This is a genomic window from Roseomonas sp. 18066 (assembly GCF_902706185.1).
GTDB lineage: Bacteria > Pseudomonadota > Alphaproteobacteria > Acetobacterales > Acetobacteraceae > Pseudoroseomonas.
This window is the reverse complement of the sequence record NZ_CACSJM010000019.1, coordinates 1-18,271: the sequence shown is the minus strand read 5'-3', so window position 1 is coordinate 18,271 and position 18,271 is coordinate 1. Positions and strand designations below refer to the sequence as shown.

The following is an 18,271-nucleotide window of genomic DNA, read 5'->3' as shown; positions in this document are numbered from 1 at the left end:
CGAGGAACCGGGTCAGCACCATTGCGTGTGGGCAACGCTTCTGCCCGTCCGCCCCGGCCGATCGTTCGCTTATGGTGATGAGCCGGATGCCAATGCCGGCGCCAACCGGGCGAGGCGACGATCCATGGGTGCCAAGGCGCGGGCGGCCGCGACCCGCAGAGGCCTGCTGGCCGAGCTCGAGCAGTTGCGGGCACAACTTGCCCAGGTCGCCCTGTCAGCAGCGCCGCCCGCCGGCAACGGCGCCGGCACCGGCACGGGTCCCGACCCGGCGCTGGGCTGGCTGCTGCGCGACGGCGCCACCACGCTGGCGGTCATCGCCACCGATGCCGCCGGCCGCGTCACCGGCTGGAACAGCGGCGCCCGGCTGATGCTGGGCTGGAGCACGGCCGAGGTGCTGGGCCAGGACATCGCCATGCTCTGGCCGCCCGAGGCCCGCGCCGCCGGCCAGCCCGCCGGCGAGCTCGCCGAGGCGCGGGAGGACGGCCATGCCGCCGCCGCGCATCCCTGCCTGACCCGCGACGGCCAGGTGCTGCAGGTGATGGGCGAGACCCTGCCGCTGCGCGACGGCGCCGGCGCCGTCAGCGGCTATCTGAAGCTGCTGCGCGATGCCGCGGCCGGGCCGCAGCTGCCGCAGGCGCTGGACCGCGCCGCGCACCGGCTGCGGGCGATGCGCCAGGGCCTGCCGCTGGGCATCCAGGAGCTCGATGCCGAGGGCCGCTACCTGTCGGTCAGCCCGCCCTTCCAGCTGCTCTGCGGCTGCGACGAGGCGTCGCTGCTCGGCCGCCGCTTCCAGGAGCTGATCGCCGACCCGGCCGAGCGCCCGGCCACCGAGGCGCGCTTCCAGGCGCTGGTGGAGGGCGAGACGCATGGCTATCTGGAGCGCCGCGACCATGCCGCCCCCGGCCACCGCCCGTTCCGCGCCGAGATCCGCATGGCGGCGCTGCGCGATGCCGAGGGCCGCTTCGTCTGCGCCCTGTCGATGGTCGAAGACATCACCGCCCGCGCCGGGCACGAGGATGCCTGCCGCCAGCTGGCCGACCTGGTCGAGCAGTCCACCGACTTCCTCGGCATCGCCCGGCTCGATTTCTCGGCGGTCTATGTCAATCCCTCGGGGCTGCGGCTGGTCGGGCTGCCCGACCTGGCGGCGGCGCTGCAAACCTCGGTGCTGGACTACTTCCCCGCCGATCAGCACGACTTCCTGCGCCGTGTCGTCATCCCGGCGGTGCATGAGCACGGCACCTGGCAGGGCGAGATGCAGTTCCGCAGCTTCGCCACCGGCGAGCTGCTGCCGGTCTGGTACAACATGCTGCTGATGCGCGACGCGACCGGCCAAATCTGCGGCTACGGCACCGCCACCCGCGACCTGCGCGAGCTGCAGCGCAACGAGGAACGGCTGCTGGCGCTGCTGCAGCTGGGCGACCGGCTGCGCGGGCTGCACGACCCCTCGCAGATCGCCGTCGCCGCCGCCGAGGTGATCGGCCGCGCGCTGGGCGCCAGCCGCGCCGGCTATGCCATCATCGGCCAGGATGGCGGCAGCCGGGTGGAGCGCGACTGGACCGATGGCAGCGTCGGCCATATCGCCGGGCAATACGGCTCCGCCTGGCGCTTCGCCGATCTCTGGCACCGGGCCGAGGGCGCGGCCGATGCGGCGGCGCCGGTGATCTGCGTCAACGACGTCGCCGACGACCCGCGCACCGCCGCCGAGGCCGGGGCCTATGCCGCCATCCATGTGGGCGCCTTCATGCTGGTGCCGGTCACCGCCGAGGGCCACGCCGTCGCCTTCCTGTTCCTGCACGACCCGACGCCGCGCGAATGGAGCGCCGATGAGGTCGGCTTCGCCCGGGGCGCCGCCGAGCGTGCCTGGGGCGCGATGGAGCGCGCCGCGGCCGAGATCCGCCAGATGCTGATGACGCGGGAGCTGAACCACCGGGTGAAGAACACCCTGGCCATGGTGCAGGCCATGGCGCTGCAGACGGTGCGCAGCGCCACGGACCTCGCGACCTTCGGCCCCACCTTCCAGGCGCGGCTGATCGCGCTGGCCCGCGCGCATGACCTGCTGACACAGACCGACTGGCACGGCGCGCGGCTGGGCGAGGTGGTGCAGACGGCGCTGGCCACCGCCACCGGCATCCATCTCGACCTGCATGATTGCGGCGACGGCGAGATCCTGAACCCCGCCCAGGCGCTGTCGCTGGCCATGGCGCTGCACGAGCTCACCACCAATGCGGTGAAGCACGGCGCCCTGTCACGCCCCGGCGGCCATATCACGGTGACCTGCCAGGTCGAGCCCGGCCGCGCCGCGCAGCTGGTCCGATGGGTCGAGCAGGGCGGCCCGCCGGTGGCCAGCGAGCCGGGCCGGCGCGGCTTCGGCATGCGGCTGCTGCAGCGCGGCCTGACCGGCCAGTCGGGCATGGTCGCCCGGCTGGACTTCCTGCCGGACGGGCTGCGCTGCGTGCTGCGCTTTCCGCTCAGCGCCGTGCCGGCCAGCTTCGAGAACCAGTCGGCGGCCGGCGCCTGAGGCTGAGGGCCCTGAGGCTGAGGCCCCTGAGGCCCCTGAGGCTGAGGCTCCTGAGGTTCAGGCGAGCTCGGCCAGCGTCTCCGCCAGCAGGCCGAGGAAGCGGTCGTTGTCGGCCAGCGAGAAGGGCAGCGGCGGGCGGATCTTCAGCACGTTGCCCTCGCGCCCGGAGGCGCTGATCAGCACCCGCTTCTGGCGCAGCCGGTTGACCACCTTGAGGCCCAGCGCGGCATCGGGCTCGCGCGTCGCGCGGTCGCGGACGAAATCGACGCCGACGAACAGCCCGGCGCCACGGACATCGCCAATGGAAGAATGCTTCTCGGCCAGCGCCTGGATGCCGTCCAGCATGGCGCGGCCGACGATGCGGGAGTTTTCCTGCAGCTTCTCGTCGCGGATGACGTCGAGCACCGCCTGGGCCGCGGCAATGCAGATCGGGCTGCCGCCGAAGGTGTTGAAGTAGCGGGTGTTGCGGCCGAAATCCTCGAGCAGCTCGGGCCGCGCCGCGACGCCGCCGATGGGGATGCCATTGCCCATCGGCTTGCCCATGGTCACCAGGTCGGGCGTGATGCCGTGCCGCTGGAACCCCCACATGGCGTCGCCGGTGCGGGCGAAGCCGGGCTGCACCTCGTCCGCGATATAGAGCCCGCCATGTTTTCTCACCACCTCGGCCACCGGCTTCAGGAAGCCGGCCGGCCCGGGGAGGATGCCGTCGCTGGAGAACAGCGAATCAGCCAGGAAACCGGCGAAGCGGATGCCGTGGCGGCGCATGTCGGCGATCGCCGCCTCGACCTGAGCCGCGAAGACCGCGCCCAGATCGCCCTCGCTGCGATAGGCGTCGGGCGCCGGCACGACGCGGGTATGCACGCCGAGCGGCACATGCTCGCCCATCGAGGGCGAGACCTGCGACACGGCGATGGTGTGGCCATGATAGGCATTGGCGGTGACGATGAAGCCGCTGCCGCCGGTGACGTGGCGGGCGATGCGCATGGCGAGGTCCGAGGCCTCGCTGCCGGTGCAGGTGAACATCACATGGCCGATCTCGGCCGGGAATGTCGCCAGCAGCTGCTCGGCATAATCCAGGATGGAATCATGCAGGTAGCGGGTGTGGGTGTTCAGGATGCCGAGCTGCCGCGACACCGCCTCCACCACCCGCGGATGGCAATGCCCGACGGAGGGGACGTTGTTGTAGACGTCGAGATATTCTTCCCCCTGGGCGTCATAGAGATAGACGCCCTGGGCCCGCACGAAATGCACCGGCTCGTCGTAGAACAGCTTGTAGCCGGGGCCGAGCAGCCTGGCGCGGCGCTCGACCATGCTGCGCCGGTCGTCATCCAGCCCGGCGGCGCCGGCGGGATCGAAGGCATTGACCATGCCGCCACTGATCAGGGTCATCGGATCTCCTCCATCGCGCAGGCGCGCAGCATTTTTTGCCATTGCTGCTGCGGATCTTGACGCAGCAGGACCTCGAGCAGCCGCCAGGTCATCGGCGTGGTGCGCAGGATATAGTCGCGGTTCTCGGGGAAGCGGACCGCCCGCCATTCGGTGATGCCGACCCGCACCACCATGCGCGCGATGGTCAGCTCGGCCAGCAGCGCCACCTCCTCGGGCAGCAGCGGCCGGGTGGCGTGGAAGCCGGCGACCAGCGGCAGCACGCCGTCCAGCGGGTCGCCCGCCTCGGCCAGGTTGTAGGCGCAGGCGACGGCCAGGTCGTTGACCACCGCGGTGCGCGTCGCATCGCCGAAATCCAGCACGCCGGCGACGCGGTCGGGATTCTGCTCGTCCACCACGACATTGTCGTAGCTGAGGTCGTTGTGCACGACCTGGCGCCGCAGCGCTGCCATCGCCGGACGGATCGCGTCGAAGCGGTCGAGGCCCTCCACCAGCAGCGCCCGGCGATGCGGATCTTCGATCTCGGGCACCACGACGCGCTGGCGGTCGGTGTAGGCGATGTCCCAGGCGATCTCGTGGCTGTCGGCGGGATGCGCGAAATCGGCCAGGGCCAGCTGGATGCGCGCCAGGATTTCTCCCAGTTCCCGCCCTCGCGGGGCGCTCGGCGGCAGGCCGCGCTGGATGCGGCCGGGAAGAAAAGAAACCATGCGCAGGCGGCGGGTGCTGCCATCGGCGAGCACCACCGGCTTGTCGGCGGCGCCGTCGGTCGCGCGGATCACCCGCTGCACCGGGATGGTGGGATCGGCGCGCTCGACCTGCAGCAGCACCTGGGTCTGGAAATCGGTGACCGCCGGGTCTTCCGCCGGGTGGATCAGCTTCAGCATCACCGCGCGGCCGTCTTCGGTCGTCAGGGCGAAATTCTGGTCGCGCTCGCCGATCAGGCGCTTCGCCTGGCCCGGGGCGCCGAATTCGCGGGCGAAGATCGCCTCGGCCTCCGCCGGCGCCACGGGGGCGGCCTGGGCGGTCATGCTGCCGGGGGCGTAGCGGGTGGTCATCGGGCACGGCCTCCCCGCCGGCAGCGTCGTCGGGCCGAGCATGGGCCGCGGCCCGGCACCGGTCAATGCAGAATTTTCCTAAAAGAAAATCGGCGCGCGTGCTAGCCTGGCGGCATGAAGGGTGAAGAACTTGGCGCGCGGCTGAAGCGGCTGCGCGGCCTGCAGGGGATGACGCTGGTGGCGCTGGGCGGGCGCAGCGGCGTCGCCATTTCCACGCTGTCGAAAATCGAGAACGGGCAGGTCTCGCCGGTCTATGGCACGCTGCGCAAGATCGCTGTCGGCCTCGGCATCCCCTTCGAGCAGCTGATCGCCGACCAGCCCGCCGAGGCGCCGCGCCCGGCGCAGGTGCTGACCCGCGCCGGCGACACCGCCGATTTCCGCCATGCGCGCTATGCCTATGCCATGCATGCCGCGCAGCTGGAGGCCAAGGCGATGCTGCCCATCGTCATGACCATCGACAGCGCCGCCCCGCCCGCCGCCGGCGAATGGAGCAGCCATGCCGGCGAGGAATTTCTGTTCGTCCTCGAGGGCAGCGTCGAGGTGCATCTGCAGGGCCAGCCGCCGCTGCTGCTGGGGCGCGGCGACAGCCTCTATATCGACAGCCGCGTGCCGCATGGCTTCGTGCGGCACGGGCGCGGCAAGGCGCGGCTGGTCTCGGTGACCTATGACCCCGGCCAGGCCGCGCGCCGCCCCTTGGGCGAAGGCTAGAAGGCCGCCTCGATCTTCTGCACCAGCGCCAGCGCCTCGGGCGGCAGCGGGCCGCGGGCGATGGCGGCCAGCGCACCGTCGAATTCTTCCGGACTGGCGGTGCCGACCAGCAGCACGTCCGGCCCGGGCGGCGTCAGGGCGAAGCGGATCGCCGCCTCCGGCAGGGAGGCCGCGAAGCCCTCGGTCACCAGCGGCGCCAGATCGGCGGCGCGGGCGATGTCTTCCGCAAAACTGCGGCCGGAGCCGAGCGGCGGCGGCGCGGCGCTGGCCACCGGATGCCGCGTGGTGGTGCCGCTGAGCGCGCCGCCGGCCAGCACGCGGATGCCCACCGTGCCGATCCGCGCCGCCTGGCAGCGCAGCAGCAGCTTCTCGTAGTTCTGCGCCGGGAAGCCGGCCGGCACATCGGCCCCGGCCGAGGGGTTCAACAGGTTGTAGACCACCTGCGCCGCGCCGAAGAAGCCGGTGTCCAGCACCTGCTGCAGCGCTGCCGTCTCGCCCAGCGCGGTGATCGCCGGCAGCCTGAACTTCCCGGCGGCCTGCAGCGCCTGGAAGGCGGGAACCACTTCTTCCAGCACCTGCCGGACGGACAGCGTCTCGCCGCCCCCGGCCAGGCCGATCTCGTTGTGCAGATAGAAGATATCGACCTGGTCGCGCTGCAGGCGGGCCAGGCTGCCCTCCAGCGAGCGGGTGATCCAGCCGGCGATGTCGCCGAACTCGGCCGAGGGGATGCGCACCTTGGTGCCGACCAGCGCCTGGCGCGGCTTCAGCGCGCGCAGCACCCGGCCGAGGTTTTCCTCCGAGGCGCCGTTGCCATACTGCACGGCGGTGTCGAAATAGGTGATGCCGGCCTCCAGCGCGCGGCCGATGACGCGGTCCTGGTCGGCCGGGGCGCCGCGGACCATCAGCCCGCCGACGCCGCCGCAGCCCATGCCGAAGCGCGCGACAGGCCAGCCCTCGGGCCCGAAATTCCTGACATCCAACGCCATTCTGGCGGTCCTCCCTGCTTCGGGCGGCAGTGTGCCGTCCGGGCCGGGCAGACGCCAGGGGAGTCAGCCGCCCAGGTAGTCGCGGGCCTTCTGGCGGTATTCCTCGGCCTGGGTCAGCCGCGCCATGGTGGCGGCGGGGGCCAGGCCGGGCAGGTCGCCCGGCGCCGTGCCCTCGCGCAGCGCCCGCAGCGTGGCCTCGACCGCCTGGGTCGCGGCCATGATCGGCTGATGGCCTTGGAGGGCGATGCGCACCCCCTGCCCCGCCAGCCAGTCCCGGTCGGCGACGGCGGCGCCGTTGAACGCCACGACCAGCGGCAGCTCGGTCACCGCGCGGATGGCGGCGATCTCCTCACGGGAAGAAACGCTGGAGAAGAACAGGCCATCGACCCCGGTGGCGGCATAGGCGCGGACCCGGGCCAGGGTGTCGTCCAGCCCGGAAATGGCCAGCGCCCCGGTGCGGCCCAGGATCACCAGCCCGGGGTCGCGCCGGGCGGCCAGCGCCGCGCGCAGCTTGCCGGCGCCTTCCTCGACCGAGGTGAGCTGGGGCGCGGTGCTGCCATAGGGCGCGGGCAGCGCCGTGTCCTCCAGCGTCATGGCGGCGATGCCGGCGGCTTCCAGCTCCTGCACCGTCCGCTGCGCCGACAGGGCGTTGCCATAGCCGTGATCGGCATCGACCAGCAGCGGCAGGTCCGCGGCGCGGGTGACGCGGCGGGCCTGTTCCGCGAATTCGGTCAGGGTCAGCAGCACCAGGTCGGGCGAGCCCAGCACCGCGAGCGCCGCGGTGGACCCCGCCAGGATGCCGCATTCGAAGCCGAGCGCGTCGGCGATGCGGGCGGCCAGCGGGTCGCAGACCGAGGCCGGGTGGACGCAGCCCTCCGCCGCCAGCAGGCGGCGGAAGGCGTCACGGGGCGCCGCGCGGGGCATCAGGCGTCGGGCTGGAAGTTCAGGGCGACGCCGTTGATGCAGTAGCGCTGGAACGTCGGCGGCGGGCCGTCCGGGAAGACATGGCCCATATGGCTGCCGCAGGTGGCGCAATGCACCTCGGTGCGGAGCATGCCATGGCTGCGGTCGGTGGTGGTCTCGACCGAGCCCTCGATCGGCGCGCCGAAGCTGGGCCAGCCGGTGCCGCTCTCGAACTTGCCGTTGCTGGCGAAGAGCGGGGTGTCGCAGCCGACGCAGGAGAAGGTGCCGGAGCGCTTCTCCTGCAGCAGGGCGCAGCTGCCCGGGCGCTCGGTGCCATGGGCGCGCATGATGCGATACTGCTCGGGCGTCAGGCGCTGGCGCCATTCCGCGTCGGAGCGCGTCACCGGATAGGTCGCGGTGTCCATGAGGGAGGCCTCCTGTGCTGGTTCGGCGCCAGATATTGGGCGGCCAGGCCGCGCTGTCGAGACGCGGCCCGGCCGGATCTCAGCCCACGACCACGCGGTCGACCGGGTTGAAGGGGGTCGGGAAGACGCCGCGCGGGGCGATGAAGTCGTAAGGCCCGCGCGCCAGGAACTGGCCATGGCCCTCGGCGGCCACCACCTTGCCATGCTCGACCACGGGGACGCCGCGGACCAGGGTGATCTCCGGCCAGCCGGTCACCTGCATGCCCTCATAGGGGGTGTGGTCGTTGTCGTGCAGCATCAGGTCGTTGGTGAGCGTCACCTGCCGCTCCGGGTCCCAGATGGCGATGTCGGCATCCGCGCCGATGGCGATGGTGCCCTTGCGCGGCGCCAGGCCGAAGAGCTTGGCCGGGTTGGTGGCGGTGATGGCGACGAAGGTCTGCAGGTCGATGCGGCCCTTGGCCACGCCCTCGCTGAACAGGATCGGCAGGCGGGCGGCCAGGCCCGGCACGCCGTTCGGCACCTTGGTGAAGGGGGCGTCGGCGCCGAAGGCCAGCTTGCCGTCCGGCCCGGCATAGCGGGTCGGCGCATGGTCGGAGGTGACGTTGAAGATGGTGCCGCGGCGGATCGCCTCCCACAGCGCCTCCTGGTCGGCGGTGGTGCGGCCGGCCGGGCTGAAGATGAACTTGGCGCCCTCGAAGCCGGGGCGGTCCAGGTCCTGCTCGGTCAGCACCAGGTATTGCGGGCAGGTCTCGGCCCAGACCTTGAGGCCGCGGCCCTGGGCGCGGGCGATCTCCTCGGCCGCCGCGGCGCCGGAGACGTGGAAGACCTGAATCGGCGTGTCCAGCGCCTCGGCCAGGGCGCAGACGCGGTGGACGCATTCGCGCTCGACGATCATCGGCTTGGCCCAGGCGTGGTACTTCGGCGCCGTCAGCCCGGCCGCGACCAGCGCCTCGGTGTAGAACTCGATGAGTTCATGATGCTCGGCGTGGATGCACACGAGCGCGCCCAGCTTGCGCCCCGCCGCCAGGACCTTGAGCGCCTGCCCGTCGGTGATGCGCGAGCCCGAATAGGTCAGAAAAATCTTGAAGCTGCGGTGTCCAGCCTCGACGAGCGCCGGCAGCTGCTGCTCCAACACCTCGGGCGTCGGGTCCGTCAGGGTGATATGGAACGAATAGTCGATGCGGGCGCGGCGGGCGCGCTCGTGATGCGCCGCCACCGCGTCGGTCGCCGAGATGCTGGGCCCCTGCTTGGCGAAGCAGATCAGGCTGGTGGTGCCGCCCGCCGCCGCCGAGGCGCTGCCGCTGGCGAAGCTGTCGGCGCTGGCCGTCGGCGGCGCGCGCGGCTCGTCGACATGGCAATGCGTGTCGACGCCGCCGGGCAGCACCAGCTTGCCGGTGGCGTCGATCTCGCGCGCGCCGGCGGGCAGGTTGCGCGCCAGGGCCACGACCATGCCATCCCGGATGCCGATGTCGGACAGAAAGGTCTCGCTGGCGGTCGCCACCCGGCCGTTGCGGATGACGAGGTCGAAATCGGGCATAGGCGGCAGGCTCCTGGCAGGCGGAAAAGGCCTCGCAGATTGCGCCGAATCTGCTGCCCCGCCTATCCCCCCGGAGTCCTGCGGCCACCGCCGCGTCAGGAGCTGCGATGAACGAGCCGATCCGTCCCGTGCCGCTGGAGAAGGCCTATCGCCTGCTGAACCATGGCCCGACCGTGCTGGTCTCGGCCCGGCATGCGGGCGTGACCGATGTCATGGCGGCGGCCTGGTGCTGCGCGCTGGACTTCTCGCCGCCGAAGCTGACCGTGGTGCTGGACCGGATGACGGCGACGCGCGGGCTGGTCGAGGCCAGCGGCGTCTTCGCCATCCAGGTGCCGGTGGTGGCGCAGACCCGGCTGACCCGGGCAGTGGGCACCACCAGCCTGGCGACCCTGCCCGACAAGCTGGCGCAGGCCGGCGTCACCCTGTTCGAGGCCGAGGGCCACCCGGTACCGCTGGTCGAGGGCTGCTCGGCCTGGCTCGCCTGCCGCCTGCTGCCGGAGCCGCATATCCAGGACGCCTACGACCTGTTCATCGGCGAGGTCACCGGCGCCTGGGCCGATGCCCGCGTCTTCGCCGAGGGCCATTGGCGCTTCGAGGCCGCCGACCCGGCGCTGCGCAGCCTGCACTACGTCGCCGGCGGCCATTTCTACGCGATCGGCGAGGCGATCGACGCGGGCGGCGACATGCCCTAGCCGGCGCCGCCATCGATGGTCAGGATGCTGGCCGAGGTGTAGCCGGAGCAGGGGCTGGCCAGGAAGGCGACGGCCTGGCCGATCTCTTCCGGCTTGGCGGCGCGCTGGAACGGCATGGCCGCATACTGGTCGCGCCAGCGGCTTTCATCGCCCTTCTGGGCGGCGGCATGGCGGGCCAGCATCTCATGCCGCTCGGTGGCGACCGGGCCCGGGCTGATGGCGACGACGCGCAGCCCGTCCTTCGGCGCCGCCTTGCCCAGGGCCTTGGTGAAGGCCATCAGCGCGGCATTGCCGGTGGCGCCGGCGATATAGCCGGGCGGGAATTTCTCGCCCGCCGCGCCGATGACATTGACGATGACGCCGCCGCCCTGCGCCTTCATCGCCGGATAGAGCGCGCGGGTCAGGCTGATGAAGCCGAAGACCTTCAGGTCCCAGGCGGCGCGCCAGGTGGCGTCGTCCACCGCCAGCAGGTCGCCGGGCGGAATGGCGCCGGCATTGTTGACCAGGATATCCACCCGGCCGGCCGCCTGCGCCAGCCGCTCGACTTCCGCCTGCTGCGACAGGTCGACGGCCAGCACATCCACCGACACCTGGTGGCGGGCGCGGAGCTCCTCGGCGGCCGCCTGCAGCTTCGCCGCGTCACGCGCGACCAGCAGCAGGTCGCAGCCCTCGGCGGCCAGCACGCCCGCGGTGGCGCGGCCGATGCCGCGGGAGGCGCCGGTGACCAGCGCCCGCTTGCCGTTCAATCCCAGGTCCATGGTCCTGTCCGTTCCTGCTTCCCTTGGAGGGCCAGCAGGGCGCGGATCGCCGGGCCGCGCAAGGGGGGATCAGCGGCGCTCGCTGGCAAGGGCCACGGCGAAGGCGACCTGGCCGAGCAGCGCCGCCCCCGCCAGCACCACGGCGGCGGCCACCGCCGGGTTGCTGCCGAGCCCGGCCAGCGCCGTGCAGAGCGCGCCGACCGCCATCTGGCTGAAGCCATAGAGCCCCGCCGCCGAGCCGATCACCCGCGGATTGAGCCCGACCGCCCGGGTCAGCGCCAGCGGGCTGGCCAGGCCGACGCCGATGGCGAAGATCAGCGGCCCGAGCACGGCGGTGACCAGGTTGAGCTGCCCGGCCAGCACCGCGCCGAAGAACAGCAGCGCGCCCAGGCAGCCGCCGCCGCTGCCCAGCCGCAGCAGCCGGGCGATGCCGATCCGCGCCACCAGCCGGTTGGCCAGGATGTTGCCCAGCGCGGTGCCGGCGACCAGCAGCACATAGACCAGGCTGATCTCATGCACCGGCCGGCCGAGCTGCTGCACCATGATGAAGGGCAGCGCCGCCAGATAGGCATACCAGCTGGTGGTGGCGCAGCCGCCGCCGATGGCATAGCCGAGGAAGGCCGGCATGGTGACCAGCTGCCGGTAGTCGCGGGCCAGCGCCGCCAGGCCGCGGCCCTCGGCGCGGCGGCCGGTCTCCGGCAGGCGCCACAGCGCCAGGCCAGTGGTCAGGGCGCCGACGGCGGCGAGGGTGGCGAAGACCGCCCGCCAGCCCAGCGTCTCGGCCAGCAGCGAGCCGAGGAACGGCGCGATGCCGGGGCCGATGGAGACGGCCAGGTTGAGCATGGCCAGGCGGGAGGCGGCCTCCTTGGGGCCGGAAGTGTCGCGCACCATGGCACGCCCCAGCGCCAGGCCGGCGCAACCGCCCAGCGCCTGCAGCAGCCGCGCGCCGATCAGGAAGCGCACATCCGGGGCCAGCGCCGCCGCCAGCCCGGCCGCGGCGTAGAGCGCGAGCCCGGCCAGCAGCACCGGCTTGCGCCCCAGCGCATCGGAGATCGGCCCATAGCCGAGCTGCCCGAGGGCGAGGCCCAGCACATAGAGGCTGATGGTCAGCTGCATGGCGCCGGTGGAGACGCCGAACTCGGCCGCGGCCTGCGGCAGGGCGGGGACGAAGATATGGATGCCCACCGTGCCGGAGGTGGTGATCATCACCAGGAGCCAGAGCGGCGGGCGGATCTGTCCTGGCGGAGCGGGAGGCGTATCGGACATCCGCGCAGCTTCCCGCAAAACCGCGCCGGGCGGGAGCCGGCAAGGCAGGGCATCGAGCCGGCCCGGCGCGGCGATGGCACGAAACCGGGCAGAGCCCCGGCGCGCGCGCCCAAAGCACAGGCAGCGGCGCTGATCCACCCGCGATGGTACACGGTCGCGTAACAACATCCCGCGGGGGTTGTGGGGCCGGGCGGGGATCTCTATCCGGGAACAGGCCTGATCGCGAGGATGCGCCTTGTTCGTCTTCCACTGCCCGGTCTCGAGCAACAGCATCTACGCGAAGCTCCTCATGACCCCGCTGGCCCCGGACTACACGCCGCTCTTCGTCGAGCAGGCGGCGCCGGCCGAAGCCGACGATCCGGTGACGCCGCATCCGCAGCTGCTGCAGGCGATCGCGCATCGCGAGGCCGGGCTGCCGGTGCTGCTGCATGTGCAGTGGGAGGAATTCTTCCTGCGCCCGGCCACCACCGCCGCGGAAGCCGGGGCGCTGGCCCGGCTGGTGCTGCAGCAGCTGGAAGCGCTGCGCCAGCGGGGCGGCCGGCTGGTCTGGACGGTGCATAACGGCATCCCGCACCGGGTCCCGCATGTCGACGCCTTCATGGCGCTGCGCCGCTGGCTGGCCACCCATGCCGAGGCGATCCTGGTGCATAGCGCGCATGCGGCCGCCTTCCTCGCGGCGCAGGTGACGGTGGATCGCGCCCGCATCCGGGTGCTGCCGCACCCCTCCTATCTCGGCCATTACGAGCCGGAGGCGGCGGCGGAGGCCGCGCTGGGCACGCCGCCGTCGCGGCAGGTGCTGGGCTTCGGCCGGGTGCAGCAGCAGAAGGGCTTCGACCGGCTGGTGGCGATGCTGCCGGCCGAGTTCCTGGCCGCCGAGCAGGCGAGCCTGCGCATCAGCGGCCATGGCGGGCGCGGCGCCCGGGCGCTGCGGCGCAGCCTGGCCGCGCGCGGCGACGTGCTGTGGGATTTCCGCCATGTGCCCGACGAGGAAGTGCCGGGGCTGATCCGCGATTCCGCCTGCGTCGTGCTGGCCTATGCGCGGTTCCTGACCTCGGGCGTGGCCCTGCTGGCGCTGAGCTGCGGTGGCATCCTGGTGGCGCCCGACGTGCCGCAGATGCGGGAGCTGCTGCCGCCGGCGCTGCAGCGCTTCCTGTACCAGGATGGCGATGCCGTCGACCTGCAGATGATCGTCAGCCAGGTGCTGGCGCTGAGCGACGAGGAGCGCCAGGACTGCCGGCGGCTGGGGCTGCAGGTGGCCCGGGGGCTGCGTCCCGCGGCCATCGCCGCGGAGCTCCGCGCCGTCTATGACCGCCTCGCGGCGCTGCCGCCCGGCCCGCCCGCCGGCGCGCTGCCGCCCGGGCTGCGGCGGGTCGCGCCCGTCGAGGACAGCGGCGCCCTGCCGCCGGTGATCGCCGACTGGCCGCGGCAGGGGACGGTCGGGCAGAACTGGGGCGACAAGCTCAATCCGCCGCTGATCCGGCTGCTGAGCGAAGCGCCGGTGCTGCATGTCGACCATGGTCAGAGCGAGCCGCAGCGCGACGTCGTCCGCGTCATCGGCAGCGGCATCCGCAGCAGCCTGGACAGCTATGTCATCTGGGGCTCGGGCTTCATCGCCAGCAAGGACAAGGTCCCCGCGCTGCGCGCCATCCATGCCGTGCGCGGCCCGCTGACGCGCGCCAAGCTGATCGCCGCCGGGCGCGACTGCCCGGCGGTCTATGGCGACCCGGCGCTGCTGATGCCGATGTTCTACCGGCCGGCGGTGGCGGTGGAACACGACCTGGGCATCATCCAGCATTTCCGCGAGGCGGGGGTCGATCCGCTACCGCGCATCCCGGCCGGGCTGAAGGTCAGGATCATCGACATCACCGGCGGCATCACCGAGGTGCTGGACGCGATCCTGTCCTGCCGGGAGATCGTGTCGAGCTCGCTGCATGGGCTGATCGCGGCGCATGCCTATGGCGTGCCGGCGAGCTGGATCAGCTTCAGCGACCGGCCGCTGGGCGACGGCTTCAAGTTCCGCGACTACTGGGCTTCGGTCGGCTGGCCCGAGGCGCGGGCGATCCCTGTCGGGGCCGAGACCAATGCGCTGTCGCTGATGGGCGAGAAGCGCCAGGCGATCCCGATCATCGATGTGCGGGCCTTGCTGGAGGCCTGTCCTTTCGTGTCGGCCGAGCGTCGCGTGGCGCTGCTTGCTCGCGCCGCGGCGACCCTGCCGTTCATTCCTCCCGTGCAGTTTCTCGCTGCTGCTTGAAGATCAGAAAGAAGATGGGGGTCCGGGGGAATTCCTTCCCCCGGCCTTTTTTTCTTATGACTTCGCGACGTTCCAGAAAAACGGCGCCGGCCCTTTGACGATGCCCGAGACATTGGTGCGCCAGGCCTGGTAGGCCATGAACAGCCCGACCGGCGCGTAGACCACGTCGTTCATCGCCGCCGTGTTGGTGCGGGCGATGGCCGCCTTCTCCTCGTCGAGGCTGGTGGCCGCGTACCAGTCGGCGATGCCGGCCTCGGTGCCCGGGCTGGTGGGCCAGCCGAACCAGGCCTGCTCGCCATTGCCGCGCAGCGCCGCGTAGCCGGCCGGCGTCGCGCAGTCGGCGCCGGAGTGCCAGGTGTGGAACATCGACCAGCCGCCCTGCCCCGGCGGCGTCTTCTGCGCGCGGCGGCCGACGACGGTGCCCCAGTCGGTGGCGACGAAGTCGACATTCATGCCCAGCCGCTGCAGCAGGTCGGCGGTGACGTCGCCCATCGCCTTGTGCGGCGCCAGGTCCTGCGAGACCATGCAGGTCACCGGCTGGTTGGCATAGCCGCTTTCCGCCAGCAGCTTCTTCGCCGCGTCCAGGTTGCGCGGCCCCTTCAGGATATCGCCGCCGGCCTCGGTGTAGAGCGGCGTGCCGGGGGTGAAGAAGGAGGGCAGCGGCTTCCACAGCGCGTCGTCGCTGCCGACGATGGCGCGCATGTAGTCTTCCTGGCGCAGCGCCATCATGACGGCGCGGCGGGCGCGAACGTCGTTGAAGGGCGGATGCAGGTGGTTCATGCGGAAGGCGCAGATATTGCCGAGCGGGTCGGCGATGTCGACGGCGATGGCGCGGTTGCGCTTCATCACCGGGATCAGGTCGGGCAGCGGGGTTTCCAGCCAGTCGACCTCGCCGCTCTGCAGCGCGCCGGCGGCCGTCGCGGCGTCGGGGATGATGGCCCATTCGACCCGGTCGACCAGGATGCGCTTGCCGCCGGCCAGCCAGCTGGCGGGTTCTTCGCGCGGCACGTAGCCATCGAATTTCTGGAAGACGGCGCGGGCGCCGGGGATCCATTCGTCGCGGACGAAGCGCATCGGGCCGGAGCCGATATATTCGGTGATCTGGGTGAAGGGATCGGTCTTCGCGATCCGCTCCGGCATGACGAAGGTGCAAGGTGCGTTGTTCTTGCCCAGCGCCAGCAGCATCTTTGGAAACGGCTTCTTCAACACCCAGCGGAAGCTGCGGTCGTCGAGGGCGACCAGCTCCTGCTGGGATGCGCGGATCATCTGGCCCATCGGGTCGCGGGCGGACCAGCGCACCAGGCTGGCCACCGCGTCCTTCGCCAGCACCGGCGTGCCGTCATGGAACTTCAGGCCCGGCCGCAGGGTGAAGGTCCAGGTCAGGCCATCGGCCGAGACCGTCTCGCCCTCGACCATCTGGCGGCGCGGGGTCATCGTGGCATCGACGCCGTAGAGCGTGTCCCAGACCAGCAGCCCGGCATTGCGGACCACATACTGGCTGCCCCAGATCGGGTCGAAATTCGCCAGATCCGCCTGCGGCACGAAGCGCAGCGTGCGGGCATTGGCGCCCTGGGCCAGGGCCGGCGCCGCGACACCGCCGGCGGCCAGCGCGGCGCCCGCCGCGGCCATGCTCGTGAAAAAATCTCTGCGCTGCATCGGGCGCCTCCGACTATCCGGTGTCGCCGCGCCTGCTGGGTCCCTGACCCCCGTCCCGGCCTCCGTCTGTCGCGGCGCCTGGGCAAGGGCGGCGCAGCATCGGCGCGGGCGGGGGCGCTGGCAAGCCCGCCGCCGGCGAAATCTCAGGCGCTGCCGCCAGGCTTTGCGCGGCCCCACTTGTCGGAACGCGGTCCGGCGAGGAGGAACTCGCCGCTGGCCAGGATGCGGCGCTCATCGGCGGCGATGCGGCGCTCGGCGGCGGCGCCGAGGCGGGCCACCACCCGCGCGACCAGCAGGTTGGCGATGGCGAGCGCGCCATTGGTCGATTCGGGGAAGGCCGCGCCCTGGGCCGGCGCGATGAAGATCAGCGCTCCCGCCAGGTTCTTCAGCGGCGGGATGGCGGCCTCGACGATGGCGATGATGCGGGCGCCGGCCGCCGCCGCGCGCTCGGCCATGCCGATGACCGGCCGCGAGAAAGGCGCCGCGGTGATGACCACCAGCACGTCGCCGGGCACCACGTCCTGCAGCGCCGCCTCCGACACGCCGGCCATGTCGCCGACCAGCACCACGTCGGGCCGCGCCTTGTGCAGCGTGTAGGCCAGGGCATAGGCGGTGGAGAAAGCGGTGCGGCGGCCGGCGACATGGACACGGCGGGCGCCGGCCAGCAGCGCCACCGCCTCCTCCACCGCCGGCGCCGCCAGGCCGCGCAGCGCCTGGCGCAGCACCTCCTGCTCGGCGGCCAGGAAGGCCTCGGCGAAATCCCGCGGGTCGGCGGCGGCCAGGGCCCGGGCGCTGCTGCGGTTGCGGGTGGCGACGCCGCCGGCATGGCCCTGGCGCACGCCCTCGACATAGCCCTGGCGCAGCGCGTCGTAGCGGGCGAAGCCCAGCCGCTGGGCCAGCCGCACCAGCGTCGCCGGCGGCACCTCCATGCGCCGCGCCAGCTCGCGCATCGAGAAGACGGCGACATCCTCGGGATGGGCCAGGATATGCCGCGCCGCCGCGGCGATCGGGCCGGACAGCGCGGGCAGCAGCGCGGCCAGCGCGTCGGAGACGGGTTCTGCCGGGGTCATATTGTCATGCTGACGCTTTATGCGGAAAAGGCAATGTTCAATCCAAATGATCCATGTTGCAGTCATGAGAAGCATATGTTCTGATCGACCTCGCAAGGAATTGAGCCCTTTTGGACCCGAGGCGCGCATGATCCACCGGCACCCCGCGAAGCTGCCGAACCAGGACGGCCTGACGCCGCCGCTGTCGCGCTCGGCAGCCGCCTATCGCGACGCCCGCGCGGTGATCCCGGGCGGCAGCATGCGCCCCTCCTCCTGGTTCGCGCCGCACCCGCCCTATGCCCAGCGCGGCGAGGGCTGCTGGCTGACCGACCTGGACGGCCGCCGGCTGCTCGACGCCTCCAACAACTTTTTTTCCCTCATCCACGGGCATGCCTTCCCGCCGGCGATCGAGGCCATTCGGGAAACCGCGGCGCAAGGCACCGCCTTCGGCCTGCCGACGCCCTATGAGACCGAGCTCGCCGAGATCATCACCCATCGCGCGCCGCTGCTGGAGCAGGTCCGCTTCTGCAATTCCGGCACCGAGGCGGTGATGTTCGCGGTCAAGGCGGCGCGGGCGCTGACCGGGCGCAGCGCCATCGCCAAGTTCGAGGGCGCCTATCACGGCACCTATGACGCGCTCGAGGTCTCCTACGATTGCAACCCGCAGAACTGGGACGGGCCGGACGGCAACCCGGCCTCGGTGGCCTATTGCCGCGGCACGCCGGAGACGCTGCTGGCCGAGACCGTCGTGCTGCCCTTCGGCGATCCGAAGCGCTGCCGCGAGATCCTGCGCCGCCAGGGCAGCCGGCTGGCGGCGGTGGTGATCGACCCGCTGCCGTCGCGCATCGGCATGGTGCCGGCGACGTCAGCGCTGCTCGAGGTGCTGCAGGAAGCCCGCGCCCGCGACGGTTTCCTGTTGGTTTTCGACGAGGTGATCAGCTTCCGCCTGCACTATGCCGGGGCGCATACGCTGTTCGGCGTCGCACCGGATCTGGTGGCGCTGGGAAAGATCATCGGCGGCGGGCTGCCGGCGGCCGTCCAGGTCGGTCAGCCAGCAGCCCTCGCCGCGCTGGGCATAGGG

15 protein-coding genes are annotated in these 18,271 nt (G+C 72.0%); 5 read left to right on the top strand and 10 right to left on the bottom strand.

Going from position 1 to position 18,271, the window contains the following annotated elements:
- Nucleotides 1–124: 124 nt before the first annotated feature.
- Complete coding sequence (locus GVN67_RS06085; RefSeq protein WP_159993835.1) at nt 125–2,518, top strand: PAS domain S-box protein; 2,394 nt, start codon at nt 125–127, stop codon at nt 2,516–2,518.
- Between the two features lie 57 nt (nt 2,519–2,575).
- Here the strand turns inward: GVN67_RS06085 and GVN67_RS06080 are convergent, their stop codons facing one another.
- Both GVN67_RS06080 and GVN67_RS06075 read right to left on the bottom strand, forming a co-directional pair.
- A complete protein-coding gene (locus GVN67_RS06080; protein ID WP_235034976.1) occupies nt 2,576–3,907 on the bottom strand; it encodes an aspartate aminotransferase family protein in 1,332 nt (443 codons plus the stop codon).
- Nucleotides 3,904–4,959: a phosphotransferase gene (locus GVN67_RS06075; protein WP_159993834.1), complete on the bottom strand. Its 1,056-nt coding sequence runs from the start codon at nt 4,957–4,959 to the stop codon at nt 3,904–3,906. Before GVN67_RS06075 ends, GVN67_RS06080 begins: the two co-directional genes overlap by 4 nt.
- Nucleotides 4,960–5,073: 114 nt before the next feature.
- Between GVN67_RS06075 and GVN67_RS06070 the strand changes: the two genes are divergently transcribed.
- Nucleotides 5,074–5,667, top strand: a complete 594-nt coding sequence (locus GVN67_RS06070) for a helix-turn-helix domain-containing protein (protein WP_159993833.1) — start codon at nt 5,074–5,076, stop codon at nt 5,665–5,667.
- On the opposite strand, the gene GVN67_RS06065 is transcribed toward GVN67_RS06070, so the two are convergent.
- The 4 genes from GVN67_RS06065 to hydA all read right to left on the bottom strand — a co-directional run bounded on the left by GVN67_RS06065 (nt 5,664) and on the right by hydA (nt 9,518).
- A complete protein-coding gene (locus tag GVN67_RS06065) occupies nt 5,664–6,653 on the bottom strand; it encodes an aldo/keto reductase (RefSeq protein ID WP_159993832.1) in 990 nt (329 codons plus the stop codon). The genes GVN67_RS06070 and GVN67_RS06065 overlap by 4 nt on opposite strands.
- 63 nt (nt 6,654–6,716) lie before the next feature.
- Nucleotides 6,717–7,577 carry an oxaloacetate decarboxylase gene (locus tag GVN67_RS06060; protein WP_159993831.1) on the bottom strand — a complete coding sequence of 287 codons (861 nt, stop codon included), beginning with the start codon at nt 7,575–7,577 and terminating at the stop codon, nt 6,717–6,719.
- Nucleotides 7,577–7,981: a peptide-methionine (R)-S-oxide reductase MsrB gene (msrB, locus tag GVN67_RS06055; protein WP_159993830.1), complete on the bottom strand. Its 405-nt coding sequence runs from the start codon at nt 7,979–7,981 to the stop codon at nt 7,577–7,579. The genes GVN67_RS06060 and msrB overlap by 1 nt, the downstream gene beginning before the upstream one ends.
- A gap of 79 nt (nt 7,982–8,060) precedes the next feature.
- The gene (gene hydA, locus GVN67_RS06050) at nt 8,061–9,518 is read right to left on the bottom strand and encodes a dihydropyrimidinase (RefSeq protein ID WP_159993829.1); all 1,458 of its coding nucleotides are present in this window, start codon (nt 9,516–9,518) and stop codon (nt 8,061–8,063) included.
- Between the two features lie 107 nt (nt 9,519–9,625).
- Here hydA and GVN67_RS06045 point away from each other — a divergent pair, with 107 nt between their 5' ends.
- On the top strand, nt 9,626–10,210 hold the full coding sequence (locus GVN67_RS06045) for a flavin reductase family protein (protein WP_159993827.1): 585 nt from the start codon (nt 9,626–9,628) through the stop codon (nt 10,208–10,210).
- On the opposite strand, the gene GVN67_RS06040 is transcribed toward GVN67_RS06045, so the two are convergent.
- Nucleotides 10,207–10,968 (bottom strand): short-chain dehydrogenase/reductase, encoded by a 762-nt coding sequence (locus GVN67_RS06040; RefSeq protein WP_159993825.1) that lies wholly within the window; start codon nt 10,966–10,968, stop codon nt 10,207–10,209. The two genes, GVN67_RS06045 and GVN67_RS06040, sit on opposite strands and share 4 nt — an antisense overlap.
- Before the next feature lie 69 nt (nt 10,969–11,037).
- Nucleotides 11,038–12,234, bottom strand: coding sequence for a multidrug effflux MFS transporter (locus tag GVN67_RS06035; protein ID WP_159993823.1), 1,197 nt, complete (start codon nt 12,232–12,234; stop codon nt 11,038–11,040).
- Nucleotides 12,235–12,523: 289 nt separating this feature from the next.
- Between GVN67_RS06035 and GVN67_RS06030 the strand changes: the two genes are divergently transcribed.
- Nucleotides 12,524–14,485, top strand: a complete 1,962-nt coding sequence (locus tag GVN67_RS06030; RefSeq protein ID WP_159993821.1) for a polysaccharide pyruvyl transferase family protein — start codon at nt 12,524–12,526, stop codon at nt 14,483–14,485.
- Nucleotides 14,486–14,539: 54 nt separating this feature from the next.
- On the opposite strand, the gene GVN67_RS06025 is transcribed toward GVN67_RS06030, so the two are convergent.
- Together GVN67_RS06025 and GVN67_RS06020 are read right to left on the bottom strand one after the other, a co-directional pair.
- Complete coding sequence (locus tag GVN67_RS06025) at nt 14,540–16,141, bottom strand: ABC transporter substrate-binding protein (RefSeq protein WP_200845143.1); 1,602 nt, start codon at nt 16,139–16,141, stop codon at nt 14,540–14,542.
- A gap of 143 nt (nt 16,142–16,284) precedes the next feature.
- Nucleotides 16,285–17,211, bottom strand: coding sequence for a MurR/RpiR family transcriptional regulator (locus tag GVN67_RS06020; protein WP_159993819.1), 927 nt, complete (start codon nt 17,209–17,211; stop codon nt 16,285–16,287).
- 127 nt (nt 17,212–17,338) lie between these two features.
- Here GVN67_RS06020 and GVN67_RS06015 point away from each other — a divergent pair.
- Nucleotides 17,339–18,271: aminotransferase class III-fold pyridoxal phosphate-dependent enzyme (locus tag GVN67_RS06015; RefSeq protein ID WP_159993817.1), on the top strand; the 933-nt coding region annotated here is incomplete at its 3' end.